This is a genomic window from Colwellia sp. PAMC 21821 (genome assembly GCF_002077175.1).
Lineage (GTDB): Bacteria > Pseudomonadota > Gammaproteobacteria > Enterobacterales > Alteromonadaceae > Cognaticolwellia.
The window spans coordinates 3,890,140-3,905,022 of record NZ_CP014943.1 but is presented as its reverse complement, the minus strand read 5'-3'; the positions used below and the strand labels follow the sequence as shown (position 1 = coordinate 3,905,022).

14 protein-coding genes are annotated in these 14,883 nt (G+C 36.4%); 7 read left to right on the top strand and 7 right to left on the bottom strand.

The features are described from left to right. The 4 genes from A3Q33_RS16550 to A3Q33_RS16535 all read right to left on the bottom strand — a co-directional run bounded on the left by A3Q33_RS16550 (position 1) and on the right by A3Q33_RS16535 (position 4,291). Positions 1 to 1,818, bottom strand: a complete 1,818-nt coding sequence (locus A3Q33_RS16550; protein ID WP_081180905.1) for an efflux RND transporter periplasmic adaptor subunit — start codon at positions 1,816 to 1,818, stop codon at positions 1 to 3. Continuing rightward, positions 1,818 to 3,275 (bottom strand): TolC family protein, encoded by a 1,458-nt coding sequence (locus A3Q33_RS16545; protein ID WP_081180904.1) that lies wholly within the window; start codon positions 3,273 to 3,275, stop codon positions 1,818 to 1,820. The genes A3Q33_RS16550 and A3Q33_RS16545 overlap by 1 nt, the downstream gene beginning before the upstream one ends. Next, entirely contained in the window at positions 3,275 to 3,799 is a 525-nt protein-coding gene (locus A3Q33_RS16540) for a DUF411 domain-containing protein (RefSeq protein ID WP_081180903.1), read from the bottom strand. Before A3Q33_RS16540 ends, A3Q33_RS16545 begins: the two co-directional genes overlap by 1 nt. Before the next feature lie 150 nt (positions 3,800 to 3,949). After that, positions 3,950 to 4,291, bottom strand: coding sequence for a hypothetical protein (locus A3Q33_RS16535; RefSeq protein ID WP_231295714.1), 342 nt, complete (start codon positions 4,289 to 4,291; stop codon positions 3,950 to 3,952). 399 nt (positions 4,292 to 4,690) lie between these two features. Here A3Q33_RS16535 and A3Q33_RS16530 point away from each other — a divergent pair, with 399 nt between their 5' ends. The 7 genes from A3Q33_RS16530 (at position 4,691) to A3Q33_RS16495 (ending at position 13,248) form a co-directional block, all read left to right on the top strand. After that, the gene (locus A3Q33_RS16530) at positions 4,691 to 5,230 is read left to right on the top strand and encodes a manganese efflux pump MntP (RefSeq protein ID WP_081180902.1); all 540 of its coding nucleotides are present in this window, start codon (positions 4,691 to 4,693) and stop codon (positions 5,228 to 5,230) included. A gap of 286 nt (positions 5,231 to 5,516) precedes the next feature. After that, a complete protein-coding gene (locus A3Q33_RS16525) occupies positions 5,517 to 6,182 on the top strand; it encodes a response regulator transcription factor (RefSeq protein ID WP_081180901.1) in 666 nt (221 codons plus the stop codon). Positions 6,183 to 6,191: 9 nt separating this feature from the next. Beyond that, on the top strand, positions 6,192 to 7,616 hold the full coding sequence (locus A3Q33_RS16520) for a sensor histidine kinase (RefSeq protein WP_081180900.1): 1,425 nt from the start codon (positions 6,192 to 6,194) through the stop codon (positions 7,614 to 7,616). A 548-nt stretch (positions 7,617 to 8,164) separates the two neighbouring features. Next, positions 8,165 to 9,853 (top strand): phosphoethanolamine transferase, encoded by a 1,689-nt coding sequence (locus tag A3Q33_RS16510; protein WP_081180898.1) that lies wholly within the window; start codon positions 8,165 to 8,167, stop codon positions 9,851 to 9,853. Further along, positions 9,853 to 10,218 carry a diacylglycerol kinase gene (locus A3Q33_RS16505; protein WP_081180897.1) on the top strand — a complete coding sequence of 122 codons (366 nt, stop codon included), beginning with the start codon at positions 9,853 to 9,855 and terminating at the stop codon, positions 10,216 to 10,218. The genes A3Q33_RS16510 and A3Q33_RS16505 overlap by 1 nt, the downstream gene beginning before the upstream one ends. A gap of 179 nt (positions 10,219 to 10,397) precedes the next feature. After that, on the top strand, positions 10,398 to 11,123 hold the full coding sequence (locus A3Q33_RS16500) for a substrate-binding periplasmic protein (protein WP_081180896.1): 726 nt from the start codon (positions 10,398 to 10,400) through the stop codon (positions 11,121 to 11,123). 106 nt (positions 11,124 to 11,229) lie between these two features. After that, complete coding sequence (locus A3Q33_RS16495; protein ID WP_081180895.1) at positions 11,230 to 13,248, top strand: LTA synthase family protein; 2,019 nt, start codon at positions 11,230 to 11,232, stop codon at positions 13,246 to 13,248. Positions 13,249 to 13,339: 91 nt separating this feature from the next. Here the strand turns inward: A3Q33_RS16495 and rnk are convergent, their stop codons facing one another. The 3 genes from rnk to A3Q33_RS16480 are packed head-to-tail and all read right to left on the bottom strand — an operon-like array spanning position 13,340 to position 14,785. Next, positions 13,340 to 13,717, bottom strand: coding sequence for a nucleoside diphosphate kinase regulator (gene rnk, locus A3Q33_RS16490; protein WP_081180894.1), 378 nt, complete (start codon positions 13,715 to 13,717; stop codon positions 13,340 to 13,342). A gap of 41 nt (positions 13,718 to 13,758) precedes the next feature. Then, entirely contained in the window at positions 13,759 to 14,571 is an 813-nt protein-coding gene (locus A3Q33_RS16485; RefSeq protein WP_081180893.1) for a uroporphyrinogen-III synthase, read from the bottom strand. Positions 14,572 to 14,575: 4 nt separating this feature from the next. Continuing rightward, positions 14,576 to 14,785 carry a hypothetical protein gene (locus A3Q33_RS16480; protein WP_081180892.1) on the bottom strand — a complete coding sequence of 70 codons (210 nt, stop codon included), beginning with the start codon at positions 14,783 to 14,785 and terminating at the stop codon, positions 14,576 to 14,578. Positions 14,786 to 14,883: the final 98 nt, after the last annotated feature.

Genomic DNA, 14,883 nt, shown 5'->3' with positions numbered 1-14,883 from the left:
TTAGTGGTTTGAGTGGTCAACAGGCGCTTCTTCAACAGAAGATTCAACACTGGATTTATCGCTCGCTAACAATGGCGAGATGTCAGTAATAATGAAATTTCCATCACGTATTTCGAAAGTAAATGTCACCTCCATGCCTTTGTTGAAATTAGCTAAACTTACCTTTTCATCAGTAATAAAATCTACCGTTGCAGCGGGTCTATTCCACTTCTCTATCGCTGAACGACTGATATTAATCATGCCATGGTCAACCATAAGTGAATTAATTATGCCTGTTACTGTTGCCGTGCTGACTTTCTCATCTTGCGGCATATCCATTGCTACTGAACGGCTATCAGGAATGTGAATATTAGTGATGATGTAATCGCCTTCAGCAGTTTTACTGACTTCAACATGAAGACTTAAGCCGACTTTAAGCAGAGAAAAGTCAATAGTATCAATAGCAATAAAGTCCATCACCATTTCAGGCCAACTCCATTCAGGAATGGCTGCATGCGAAAGTGTTAACATATTATGCCCTGCCATTAAGCTTTCTATTTCAGCTTCTACCCAAACCGATACCAGTGCTAATTGCTCATCACCTGATTCATTACTGTGCATGCGTTTAAAATCAGATGATTTGCTCGACTCTGAATCCAATAAAAATTGCGCCGAACTCACCACTTTATCGCCATCGTTAAGTCCGGTAAGTATTTCAACACTTTCGCTGTCATATCGGCCAACGGTTACGGCGATAGATTTAAAGCTACCCTCACCTAATGCCAGCACAACGCGGTCTTGTTTGCCTGTTCTGATCAATGCTTCAGTTGGGATCAGTAGCGCTTGTTGATCATTCGAGGTATGAATGGCTATTTGTGCGAACATATTAGGCTTAAGCTCGCCATCGTCATTACTAAAACGTGAGCGCACTTTTACTGTGCGAGTTTTAGCATCAAGCGTTGGGTAGATAAAATCTACTTGTCCTTGCCATGTTTTTCCGGGCAAATAATCTAAGCTCATGGTAAGCGGTGTACCCTTGTTTATTTGGTTAGCTTGTCGTTCAAAGACTTCTGTTTCAAGCCAAACTTGTGACAGGTCACCAATTGACAATAGCGTTGTACCTGGCTGAACAAAAAAACCTTCGCGTATATTTAAGCTTTCTACCACACCATTTTGTGGCGCATAAAAGGTAATTCTTTGTTGAACTTGCTTAGTTTTAATCAATTTTTCGATAGCCGAGCTCGGCAGCTGCAAAGCCTTTAACCTGTTTTCGGCAGCATTGATTAACTGACGATTATTACGGCTTAACGCCAGTAGCAACTCTTCTTGAGCATTGACTAGCTCTGGAGAATATATATCGTAAAGCGCTTGATTCTTCTTAACCGTATCACCTACGGCTTTAACATATAGCTTCTCTACCCAACCCTCTACACGTGGATGTATATGTACAAGTTTATCTTCGTCAAAAGCGACATAGCCAACGGTGTTGATTTCAAAGTGCAGTGGTTTATAACGTGCTATAACCGTTCTTACTCCTAAGTTATTAACCACATCAGGAGAAATACGAATGGTGCCTGGGCCTTCATCTGGTCCTTTGCCACCGTCATCATAAACCGGTACTAAGTCCATACCCATGGGTGATTTACCCGCTTTATCTCTTCTATAATTAGCATCCATGGGAGCAACCCAATAGAGTGGTTTTTCTTCTACTTCAGCAGTCGCTGTTTGACTAGACTCAACTGGCGCCAGAAAAGTATATGCTCCAAAAGTGAATATTGAACCTAGCGCCATACCGACAATTAATGGCTTTATGTATTTATTGGACGTGTTTGTGCTCATTATTTATTTCCTGAAACAACAGCCGCTTGCGTGCTATTGCTTATATGCATATTGTTTGGTGTATTTGCAGTATTGAGGCTGCCGATAAACAGATAATTTAATTCTAAACGTATTTTTTGCTCTTCAACATTGAGCGTTAACTCGTCTATTTCGGTATTGAGAACGGCAATACGTGAGCGAACAACTTCAGAAAAGTCGCCATCGTCGTTGGTATAAGCTGATAAAGAAGCTTCTGCTTGGTCATGAATTTGCGGCAGCAATCTTGTGCTATAAAGGCTTTGTCGTTCTTTTAAACGCAGTAATCTGCCTTTAGCACTTGAGTAAGCGCCCAGTAACTCTCTGAGTAATAATATCTTTCCTGTTTTCACCGCTTCTGTTTCTGATATGGCTGATTTAAGCTCATTATCTTGCCTATTCTCGGTAAACAGTGGCACATCGAAAGTTACCCCAACAGAGAATAAGTCGGCTCTGCTACTTCCCATTGCATCATCGCTGCGATAACCATAACTTGCGTTTACGCCCCATTCTGGCTTGTATTTTTGCTGCGCCAAATTAATGCCTGTTTTAGTGGCGTTTATTTGTTTATCTACCGCCAAAACTGCAGGATGACTAGCAAAGTACTGCACCAATTCCATCGGTTTGAGCCAGATATTTTTTGCCACTAAATCATTATTTAACAGTTCTATTTCAGGAAGCTGCTGACTAAGTACTAGGTTATGCAAAAAAAAGTCTGATGCTAAAATAGCTTCGTCTTGAGAAGTGTTTTCACTAGATAATGTAGTCAACCATTGAGAAAGCATGCCTTCATAGCGGTTTTGCTGTTGAGCTAACAGGCTTAATCTGTCTTCTAAACGGGTTAATTCAAGCTGTGCTCTGACAATATCTTGCTGACGAGTTTTCCCTAAAGCCGATGAATAACTCACTTCGGCGACATCGACAAGTTGCAAAAATAGCGATCTATTTTTTTCAATCAAGGCAATACTTTGCTGAACTCGATAAGCGTCTAACCATAAACTGCCTACCGTCACCGCAACTTTTGATTCTCGGTCTTTTCTTTGAAAGGGAAACGCCTCACTTTGAATTTTTAGCTGCTGGCTTTTAATGCCTAAGCTATCGCCACGAGGAAACATTTGTGAAATACCCACTTTAGCCTGTGTCATGCCCTCTTGACCAAAGTCAAAACCATTTACCGGCAGATTTGCCAAGCTAATAGACACTTTAGGATCTGGTAATGTGTTTACCGCATGACTCATCGACTCAATTGCGCGTTGCTTATGCATGTTTCCCGTTAACCAAGGATCATTTTTTTGCGCGGCTTTAATCGCTTTTTCAAAAGTTAACACCTCGCTATTATTCAATGCTGGTGATTGTGCTGCACTGACATAAAAAACAGAAATAGCGAGAAGACTTGCACCAAATTTGAGCACAAGCTTGCTATTATCGTTTTGCTTAATCATTAAAACTGTTCCTCATAAGATTGAACATTGGCATAAATTTCATAGCTACCATCCAACTTCAATAATAAGACCCGATAAGGCTGAAATTTATCACCAACTTCCATACCAGGGCTGCCTACTGGCATAGCGGGAACAGACAAGCCGATAACATCATCTTTGTGTGTTTCTTGCATAAATTGATGAATAAACTTTGCTGGTACATGCCCTTCAAAGGCATAACCATCTTTTGAAATTGCGGTATGACAAGAACGATACCTTGGCTGTATGCCTTTCTCATCTTTAATGTCTGGGAAGTCATCAAAGCTGTGAGCCTTAGATTCAAAGCCATGTTCATTGATATGACTGATCCATTTTTTACAGCAACCGCAGGAAGGACTTTTATAAACCGCTAGCTCTACTGTTTGTGGTAAAGCCTTTACGGGTTCTATAGCTTTAGAAATGGCGTTTTCGTCAGTACAGCTGGCAAGTGAGAAAACTACAACAAAGGTAGCAATAACTTTTAACGTAAATTTTTTTGTAAACATAACCCACCCAATTGGATGTTAAATTTTTAATTAATTAGGTTATTATTATTGAGGTTAGATAAGTATTTTCTACAAATACGAACTCAAAAAAGCCTAATACAGAGTGATAAAACATAAATGAGCCAAATTTTGGACACACTTATTCTGTAGTTAACTTAATATTGGAGGACGATAAAGAGATTTAGGCTGTTGGCTGAGTGCCAAACGAGAGAAAGAAAGTATTTTAGGTGCGTTATCAACAAGTGGACTATTACCGACGTTCTTAATTAACGCAGCAATACTTGTGCAACCACCGGTAAAACAGTTACATATTGTATTGCAGCAATCTTCTGTTGAGTCTGCAGACGTAGCCGAATCGCCAGACATATTATGATGACTGTGATCCATCATTGGCATATCTTGAAGTACGACTTCTGCTTGGCTATTCATACTCTTCATCCCACTCATACTAGCCATACCCATCATATGGTAAGACATAATAGTAGACGCCATTGCTTGACCCACAAAGGACAAACATATTAGCAATACCATTAATGTTTTAGAGAAGTTTGAAGCCACGAGTTACCAACAACATAAGTTAATTCCAGAATATGTTCGCATAACTGCTGTTTATATTCAATGTAATACTTTTCCATCTGATATAAGTATCAGGCCCTTCATCGATATATACTGACAATTTCAGGTGAAATTATCTTCCCTACTTGATATCAAATATACAAAGCTATAGTATCTTGCCAAATTTTGATAGCAGCCATTTTGTCATAACATGACGAAATAAATGTAGCGTGCCTCACAGGCATTAATAGTCGCTAATCGTCTAAATTAACTATCAAATAATTTACCGCGGCATATCTTCATTATAAAAATACTATAGTCATTGGAAGTTGGAAAATGTTTGAAATTGTTATTCTTGCGTTAGCATTAAGTATGGATGCATTTGCTGTATCAATAGGATTAGGCTCTAAAAACACCCAGAACAAAGCCTCACTTGCGATGGCATGTGGTTTATATTTTGGCTTCTTTCAAGGCTTAATGCCGTTAATTGGTTATATGGGTGGTAGAGGTCTTTTTGGTTGGATAGAAGCTTATGCTCCTTGGGTCGCATTTTTCCTTTTACTCTTAATTGGCGGTAAAATGATCTATGAATCATGTTCAGATGGCATAGAAGAAGACATAGCAAAAGTCACCCACAGAATCATGTTAGTACTTGCAATAGCCACCAGCATAGATGCTATGGCAGCTGGCTTCTCTCTAACACTACTTGATGTAAACCCGCTTATCGCTTGTGCCATTATAGGTATAACCACTTTTTTCTTTAGTATCTTCGGCGTGTATGTCGGCGCTAAAAGTGGCACCAGGCTTGAAAGTAAAGCTGAATTACTGGGGGGTATTGTCTTAATACTCATCGCCATAAAAATACTCTTAATCTAATATTTCCTAGCTTATGTTTAAAAGTCAGGTTTAAAGCTCAGGTTTAAAGCGCTATTTTATAGCCTTGATTTAGAACCTTGATTTTAAGCTTTGATTTTAAGCTTTGATTTTAAAATATTGATAACAGCTTCGCATCTTGAGTCAGTACCATTTCATTTGTTATTTACTTGCTAGTTTGTAAGCATATTATTTTAAATACGCACAATAATTTCAGTGAAAAATCAGCAAATCTTAAGTTTAGTCTGGTATCTTGTGGTTAATAACATTTCTATAAAGCAGGTTACCCTTGAAAGTATTAATTATAGAGGATTCAACATCTCTGCGAAGAAGCTTAAAAATTGGCTTATCAAACTTAGGCTATACCGTTGATGATACTGGAGACGGCTCAGAAGGCCTGAGTATGGCCTTAGCGGGCGACTATTCTCTGCTTATTCTTGATTTAATGCTCCCTTCTGTCGATGGCACAGCGATATTAAAAGCGATCAGAAAAGCCAATAAAGATCTGCGAGTTTTAATATTATCTGCTCGCGATCTCACCGAAGATAAAATTGAAGGTTTACTCAACGGCGCAGACGATTACCTTACCAAACCATTTTCATTCGACGAACTTCATGTCCGCTTACTTTGCCTAATGCGCAGAGGCTCCTTAAACGTAAGTGATAGTAAAATTAATATCGGCTTGTTTTCATTAGATCTGCACTTAAAGCAATTATTTTGTGATGGCATAGACGCAAATTTGACCCCCAATGAATACAAGTTGGTTGAGTGTTTATTTACCAACCAAGGTAAAGTCATATCGCCAGAAAAATTAAGTGAATATTTAGCCGGACAATATGATGCTGTTGCGAAGAACTCAATAGAAGCACATCTATCGACAGCGAGAAAAAAAGTTAAATTACTCGGCCATGACTTGCCTATTAAAACCAAGCGTGGCTTCGGCTATTTTTGTTGAGACCTGTAAATGATTTCTATTAAGAAAAAATTAAGCCGTTATTTGTCAATTTCAGTATCACTATTATTAGTTGCCATTTTCTTACTTACCGACATTGCAGTCGATACTTGGATCAGTGGCGAATTTGATCGTGCAATGGTGAATAAAGTCGGATTGCTCACGACCTTAGTGAGCGAAGATACTCATGAAATTGATTTTGATTTTGCAGATGAATTTATGCCGGAATTTTCTGGTGTTAATGACCCTGAATATTTTCAATTATGGCTTGATAACAAAATCTTTGAACGGTCTAAAACGCTAGAGCTTTTTGACATTAATGAGTTACCCAAAGTAGAACTTGGCACTAATCACTCACTAATAACTGATATTACTTTACCTGATGGTCGATCAGGAAAAATGCTATTTACAAAATTTATACCGCAAATAGATAGCGATGTTAGAGAAGATAACGGCATAACTGTTGCACAATTTTCCAAAAGCCAAAAGTCAATGGAACTAGCGTATGCCATAAGCACCGAAGGTTTAAATCAAATCCTATGGTTTGTTGATATTATTTTTATATTCACTTCAATTACCGCTATTATCGCGGTAAGAATCATTGTTTCTAATGTCGTTGAACGCGGGTTAAAGCCCATTGCACAACTGAATAGCGAACTAAAACAAATCAATTTAAATTCTGAAGTCAGCGAGATAAATACCAGTAACATGCCAGAAGAGCTCATTACGATTGCCAATGGCATTAACCACTTTATCAGTGAAAATAAAGTGCTCTATTCCAGAGAAAAAAGAATCACTTCAGATATTGCTCATGAATTAAAAACGCCAATTGCAGAGTTATTAAACTTAAGTGAAGTAGCGATAAAGTTTCCCCATGAAAAACAATTATCGGAAAGCTTTAAGACTGATGTCCTTACGATTACTGAACGTTTACGCAATATTGTCAATGGTATTTTGTTATTACAAAAAAGTAACACCCATATTGCTCTAGAAAATCAGCAAGTGAACTTAGCGCAGCTAGTCAATTCAGTCTTAGCATTAGAAAATAAAAACAATCGGTCTATTAATATTAATTTTGATCAGACATGTACGAAAATCAATACCAATGAATTTGCGTTAACCACTATATTGTCGAACGTGATCAATAATGCCTTATTCTATAGCCCTGCTTTAACACCAATATCGATTATCGTTGCACCATATTCTAATGATAATAAAGTCATGATAAAGATTTCTAATGCTTGTCAACATGATTACTCTGACGCTGACCTAGCCTTGTTTTTCGAACCTTTATGGCAAAAAGATTCGTCTCGTACATCGGCGGAAAGATATGGTCTTGGTCTAGCTATTGTTAAGTCTTATTGTGAAAAAATATCGGCCAATTTGGATGTAACTATGTCAGCAGAAAAAGAAATTACCTTTACCATTATATTATGATCAGTCGTAGCTGCTGACTGCCGGTGTTCTTAATGAAGTCGATTAACAATTTGGCATGTGACTCCCTGCTTATTGATTATTGATTATACTATTTTAAGTTTAATCTAAGCTAATTATCAGTTTACGCTAAGCTTTTCTTAAGTTTAGTGACTTAACATATAAACACTTATCAATAGGTATTTATATGACATATCCCCTCAAACTTTTTTCAATTTTAACCTTTAAACGTAACAATGAAGACTCAATACTCATGAACAATTGCGTCAACTTCATTATTATAAAAACAAGCGAAAATCTACGATTTTACCTACTAGCTTTATTGTTGAATAATCACCAAGCAAACTCAGGTGAAAATGATGAGCATTTTGCTGTTTCTCTTTTTATAAAGGAGAAAAACAAATTGGCTTCAGGTACTGATAGAACATCAAAACACGCAAGTAAATCTAGCGTTATTAATCTAGATGTAATCCCCCCCTTTTCTCTATCCCTAAAGAAAATAACAAGGCATTTCGTTTAAAAGATCAATGCTTATATATGGGGGTATATAAATGAAAAATATCATCTTCTATTTTAAAAACTTAACTATTACAACCAACCAATTGTTATTTTTTACCTGCTGCTATATCGCTTTGATTTTAAATCTGCCTTTTTTAATTAAAGCGACCAAGGTCATTACCACATTAGATAATTATGATTCACTTTTTTTAATGTCACTACCTGTATTTTTATTATCGTTAACCATGATTATTCAAGGCCTATTTGCATTTCGCTGGCTCACTAAACCACTGCTTATTACCACGGTAGTTATTTCATCACTTATATTTTACGGCACCATTACTTACGGAATCGTTTTTGATTACGGCATGGTACAAAATACGATTGAAACAGACTCGGCCGAAGCACTTTCTTATATTAACTTGCCTGGTACTTTGTTTTTCTTATTTTTTGGTCTCTTACCCTCATTTATTATCTATAAAGTAAAGTTGAGCTATAAGCCCTTTTTCAAAGAATTATTAAGCCGTTTAAAAATTATTACCTACAGCTTTGGGGTAGTCCTTTTAATCGCCAGTCTATTTTATTCAAACTATGCATCGGTTGGCAGAAATAATAGAGACTTGCTGGGTTATATAACCCCATATAAAATGACAGTGGCTTCCTATAAATTTGTCCGTAATCATTACTTTTATCCGCCGTTAAAGTTTAAGGTCTTAGATACAGTACCTTCCATAGTGCGCGACAACTCTCGCAAACATGTCACGGTTATGGTGTTAGGAGAAACAGCGCGGGCGCAGAGTTTTTCACTTAATGGCTATACTAAGCCGACCAATCAATATACTGAACAACAAGGAGTAATATCGTTTTCAAATATGAGTTCATGCGGTACGGCGACAGCGGTTTCAGTACCATGTATGTTCTCAAGATTAGATAAAAGCAACTACAGCAAACGCACGGCAACGGCTCAACAAAACGTAATAGATTTGATAAATTTAGCCGGTGCTGATGTGCTATGGATCAGCAATAATAATGGCAGTTGTAAAGGCGTTTGTACCCGTGTAAAAACCATACAGGTTGATACCGATAAATCTAACCCTTTATGTGATGGTGAGTATTGTTTTGATGAAGCGTTGTTAGCGCCATTAAAAAATAAACTGAATAACCTAAGCCATGAAAACACACTTATTGTCTTGCATATGATCGGCTCGCATGGCCCAACCTATTTTAAACGATACCCAAAAGAAAAAAGCGTTTTTACACCTGACTGTCAACGCAGTGACATTCAAAACTGCAGCCAAGAGCAACTTATTAATACTTACGATAATACTATTGCGTATACTGATCTTGTATTGTCAAAAGTTATTAATGCATTAAGTACTTTAGATAAAAAAGATAATATTGAATCATCGCTACTTTATATATCAGATCATGGTGAATCATTAGGTGAAAGTGGTGTCTATTTACATGGCCTACCTTATGCTTTTGCGCCCGAGGAACAAACTCATGTGCCTATGATCTACTGGACTGATCCAATGCAAACTGATTTTAATACACAATGCTTAAGTGCATTATCTAAAGCACCGATGAGTCATGACAATGTTTTTGATACTTTACTCAGTATCATGTCAGTTAAATCAAAAGCATATCATATTGACAACGACCCATTTATTGATTGTAAATCCGAGCATGCCATAGCACGCACAACCCCCTCACCGACATTAAACATGGAGATAATTGACTAGTGTTTGACAATATAAATAAGCCTAAGGGCATAAAAAGAATAGTTTTAGCCTCGTTGAACTCGTTTAGAGCAATAAAGTGGTTGTATCAAAATGAATCAGCGTTCAGGCAAGAACTATTATTACTGTTAGTGGCGATTCCAGTATCATTTATATTCAACATAACGGGCAAAGAGCAAGTTATGTTAATTCTGGCGATACTTTTTATTATATTTACCGAAATAGTAAATACAGCCATTGAAGCTGTTGTCGACCGAGTTGGTTTAGAAATTCATCCACTGTCTGGTTTAGCAAAAGATTTAGGCTCTGCAGCAGTAATGTTAAGTCTAATAATTGCCAGTAGTATTTGGCTTGTTATTCTTCTTTAAGAAATTATCCGATTACGTCACATTTATAAGGTTTTAGTTAAGTAGCTTAAGCTTACATGTTCAAACTTGTATTATTCTAAATTTGGATTAATTTACGTAATTAAATTTTAAGTCTATAATAACATTTATTATATAACCGTTAATGGTTATTAAATTCAGTTAAATAGAGCCTTTTATTAATGTTTCAAACATTTTATTTGTACAAATTTAGCACATTTATATTATTGTTTTTATTCATAGTAAACAATCTAAATGCGGCTGAAAAAACGTTCATTTGTGCTACCACTCATTACCCTCCTTATACGATATATGACAATAAGGATGATACGTTCAGCGGTTTAGATATGCTGATAATTAACCCATTGTTTAAGCAACTTAACCTAGATATAGAAGTCGTGAACTTACCTTGGGCTAGGCTTAAACAAGAAATTAAAAAAAATACTTATGATTGCTATTTTTCATTAGCTAAATATTCAAACAGAGAAGAATTTCTCGAATATTCAAACCTTCCCACACATATTACAACCATTGCAATTTTTCATTCAGATGATATTTCATCAGTTGATTTTTCGAATAAAAATATCGGCGTACATCGCGGTATAACGGTCCCCAATGACATTTTGCCTTTATACGGTTTACACGAGGCTAACTTTAAAAAACTACAGTCAAATGAAATACTTTTTCAGATGTTATATCGGAAAAGAGTTGATGCCGTTATGACAAATAAGATTGTTGGGGAGCATATCTTAAAAACCCAATATGAAGGTTTTTTTGTAAACGCTTTAGAGCTAAAAACATACAAAATACCTGTATATTTGGCGTTTAAAAAAGGTGTAGTTGACATAGACAAAGTAAATAACACCTTATTCAAAATATTAAATCCTGTAGAGCTAATAACTAAATAATCGTTAACTCTAAACTCTAAATTTTAGACAAGTTTCAGTTTAATTTAAGCAAACCTTAAGTTTCGAACGATAAAGTAACCTAGTTTTTAATAAGAATATTAATACTATGTTTACTACGATACTTAGCTTGATCCGACCTTTCATTCTATTTTCATTTTTGCTGATTTTAACATTGTTAATTTCAAGACTTGGCTTGAGCCTTTGGCAAATTGATCGATTCGATAACTTAACTAGCCTGTTAACTCTAGTTTTTAATGGTTTACGAATTGATTTAAGTGCTTTGGGTTATTTACTTATTTTACCTGCCATTTTGCATCCATGGTTTATGCTTTCTAAACATTCCAAAAAATGGCTTAAGGTATTAAAGGTAATATTTTTCTTTATTTTTATCTGTATCCTATTTTTTGAACTCGCTACACCTGCCTTTATCAATGAATATGGCTTTAGGCCTAATCGATTATTCATTGAATATTTAGCTTACCCGAATGAAGTCATGAAAATGTTATTCAACGGTCACTTATTTACTCTAGTCCTGGTTTTCTCATTGTTAATATTACCCTGTAAACCTTTATGGCAGTTTTTAGATAAAGTTATTACCACAAAAACATCTCAAAACTCGATATCGTTTAAATCAGCTGCTATGGCTTTTATTACTTTGTTTGTGGTACTAGCACTTAGTGCTAGAGGTACTGTTGGCCATCGTCCTATTAATCCGTCATTAGTCTACTTTTCTACTGATCCGCTCGTTAATTCATTAACACTAAATTCAATCTATAGTGTTGCGCATGCCTTTAAACAGCTAGGCGATGAAAAAAATGCTTCAAAGCTATACGGTAAAATGAACACTGAAAAGGTTATTTCACTTGTTCAACAAGCCACAGGTTTAAGCCCGCAAGCTTTTGCAAATAAAGCGCAACCATCATTGGCTTTACGCTTACCTGTCTATCAAGGTAAACCTAAAAATTTAGTTATAATCTTAGAAGAAAGCTTAGGTGCTCAATATGTTTCATCCTTAGGCGGACTACCTCTCACACCCGAAATTAATAAACTCAATAATCAAGGTTGGGCATTCAAAAATTTATACGCCACAGGCACACGTTCTGTTCGCGGGATTGAAGCGGTAATTACTGGCTTTACGCCAACACCAGCAAGAGCTGTGGTTAAACTTGATAAATCTCAACATGGCTTTTTCACTATCGCAAGCTTACTGGCAAAGCATGATTACTCAACCCAGTTTATTTATGGCGGCGAAAGTCATTTTGACAATATGAAAAGTTTTTTCTTAGGTAATGGCTTCGTTGATATTGTGGACTTTAAAGACATTGAAAATCCTCAGTTTGTAGGCTCATGGGGGGCAAGTGACGAAGACTTATTCAACCAGGCTGACATTGAATTAACTAAGCTCCAACAGAGTGAAAAACCGTTCTTTAGTTTTATTTTCTCATCTAGTAATCATGATCCCTTTGAGATCCCAACAGGTGTGGTAACGCCTATTGAATATACTGAAGCGCAATTAAGTCAATATGATGAAAAAGAATTATCACGTCATAAAGCAATTCAGTATGCAGACTATGCCTTGGGTAAATTTATCGCTAAAGCAAAAACACAGCCGTATTGGCAAGACACAATATTTTTGGTCGTTGCAGATCATGACGCACGAGCTTTAGGGAGTGATGTTGTACCCATTAAAAACTTTCATATCCCTGGGGTTATTCTAAATGCTGCCAAGCAGTCGTTTTCTGATGAACGAGTTGTAAGCCAAATAGATTTAGCTCCAACACTTTTATCATTAATGGGTATTAGCAATTATTCGCCAATGCTCGGACATGATCTTAACAACCTCAATGTGCCTGAGCGCGCTATGATGCAATATGCTGACAATTTTGCTTATATGAAAAATGATGAAGTCACCATTTTACAACCAGAAAAAGAACCGATTAATTTTAGGTATGATTTCAAAGAAAAAACATTAACGCCTAAAGCGCAAAATCAAGCGTTATCAGAAATAGCGTTAGCCCATGCTTTATGGGGAAGTTTAGCTTATGAAAATGAATGGTACGGAATGCCAGATGCTAACAATGATGATAATCAAGCTTATATAAAATATACCGCAGGTATTAAATAACGAATTACGTTAACGTGTAATTTTAAGTTAACGTAATTCGTTTGTATCAAGCGAGCGCTTGCTTAGTTAAATGGGTAAGTTAGAGCGCAAATTACTCACTATATTCAATAGAGTCGATATGAACAATAGTGGTTTTACTATTACCTAAGGGCCATTCGATTTCTTGTCCGATAGATAAGCCGATTAAGGCGCTACCCACTGGCGTTAGGATCGATAAAGTACCCGTTTCTTTGGTATCTTTAGGGTAGACAAGTTTAAGCGCAAAAGTCTTTTGTGTTGAGAGCATGGTGAATGTTACGGTAGAATTCATCCGCACAACATTCTTTGGCAGCTTAATTTTATCTACCGTTTTCGCTCGCTCTAATTCATCAATTAGTAACGCATGCGAAGGTGCGAATTCTTCTTTCTCTATCATAGAGTGCAAGCCATCATAGTCTTCATGGCTTATAATTAATTTTGGTTTTTTCATTATATACCTCTTATTTTTAAATTAACTGACCTAATAAAATATTAATTATTGTGAATATTTTTATCTGTATCTTTACCTGATAAGTGGAGATAGTAGCTATCTATCGCACGAGCTAATCCTTCAATAGTAAACTCCTTTGGCATAATACTGACTGTTAACCCAGCATCTACACACGCCTGATACGTTGTTGTTCCTATGGCGCAAAGCACCGTGTTTTTTAAAGCCTGTTCATTTTTGGCGGTATTTAAGATCGACGTCAAAGCAAGTACTGATGACGGGGATGTAAATACAAAACAATCGACACTTTTTGAATCAAATAAAGCTTGAGCTGGTTTTTCAAGCGATGCTCTTAATGTCGTTTGGTAAATAATAGGTGCAATTATCGAATAACCTTTTTCAGCAAGCACTTGCTCCAATTTCAATGCTGCTCGATTTCCTTTTGGAAAAAATATTTTTAAACTATCAGTCGCTATCCGTGGAAATAAATCGCCTAACGATTCAGCTGTATATAAGCTAGGTATCATATCGGCAATAAGTCCATATTCAGACAACTGGCGAGCAACCATCGGGCCAACGGCACAAATTTTAACCGACTTAAGTGCCGATGCACTAATACCCAAATGCTTCAGGAATGCTATTGTTTCAATGACGGCATATTGAGACGTAAAAATTAAATAATCAGCCGTTACTGCTTGAGTAAAGTCACTTTTAAGTTGTTGATTTTTTTCAACCGCCGCGATATTAATCGTTGGGCAAGCAAGAACGTTAAACTTTTCAGACGACAACACTTTTAAAGCGCTACCAAGCTGCGAGTATTCTCTGCTAAACAAAACATTAATAGGTAGAGCATCCATGTTGTTACCTTTTTATCGCCTGTGAAATTGCCTTGATTAATTTTACTGCAACGAATTCTTCATATGAATCAACAGGATCGAATTGTCGCTCATATAGCAACTCTACAGTTTCTAATCGAGCATTAACTTGCTCAATAATATCTTGCTTTTCATTAGCCATATTTTCGATTAACTCAATTGTTTCATAGAGGTAATCCCAAAAATTATTATGCATATATCTATTCTCAATATTGAATAAATGGTGGTAAGTGGTTATTGCATAAACTTAAACTAGGCATGAATAGCAGACTTCATTTATGTGAAGTTACTTGT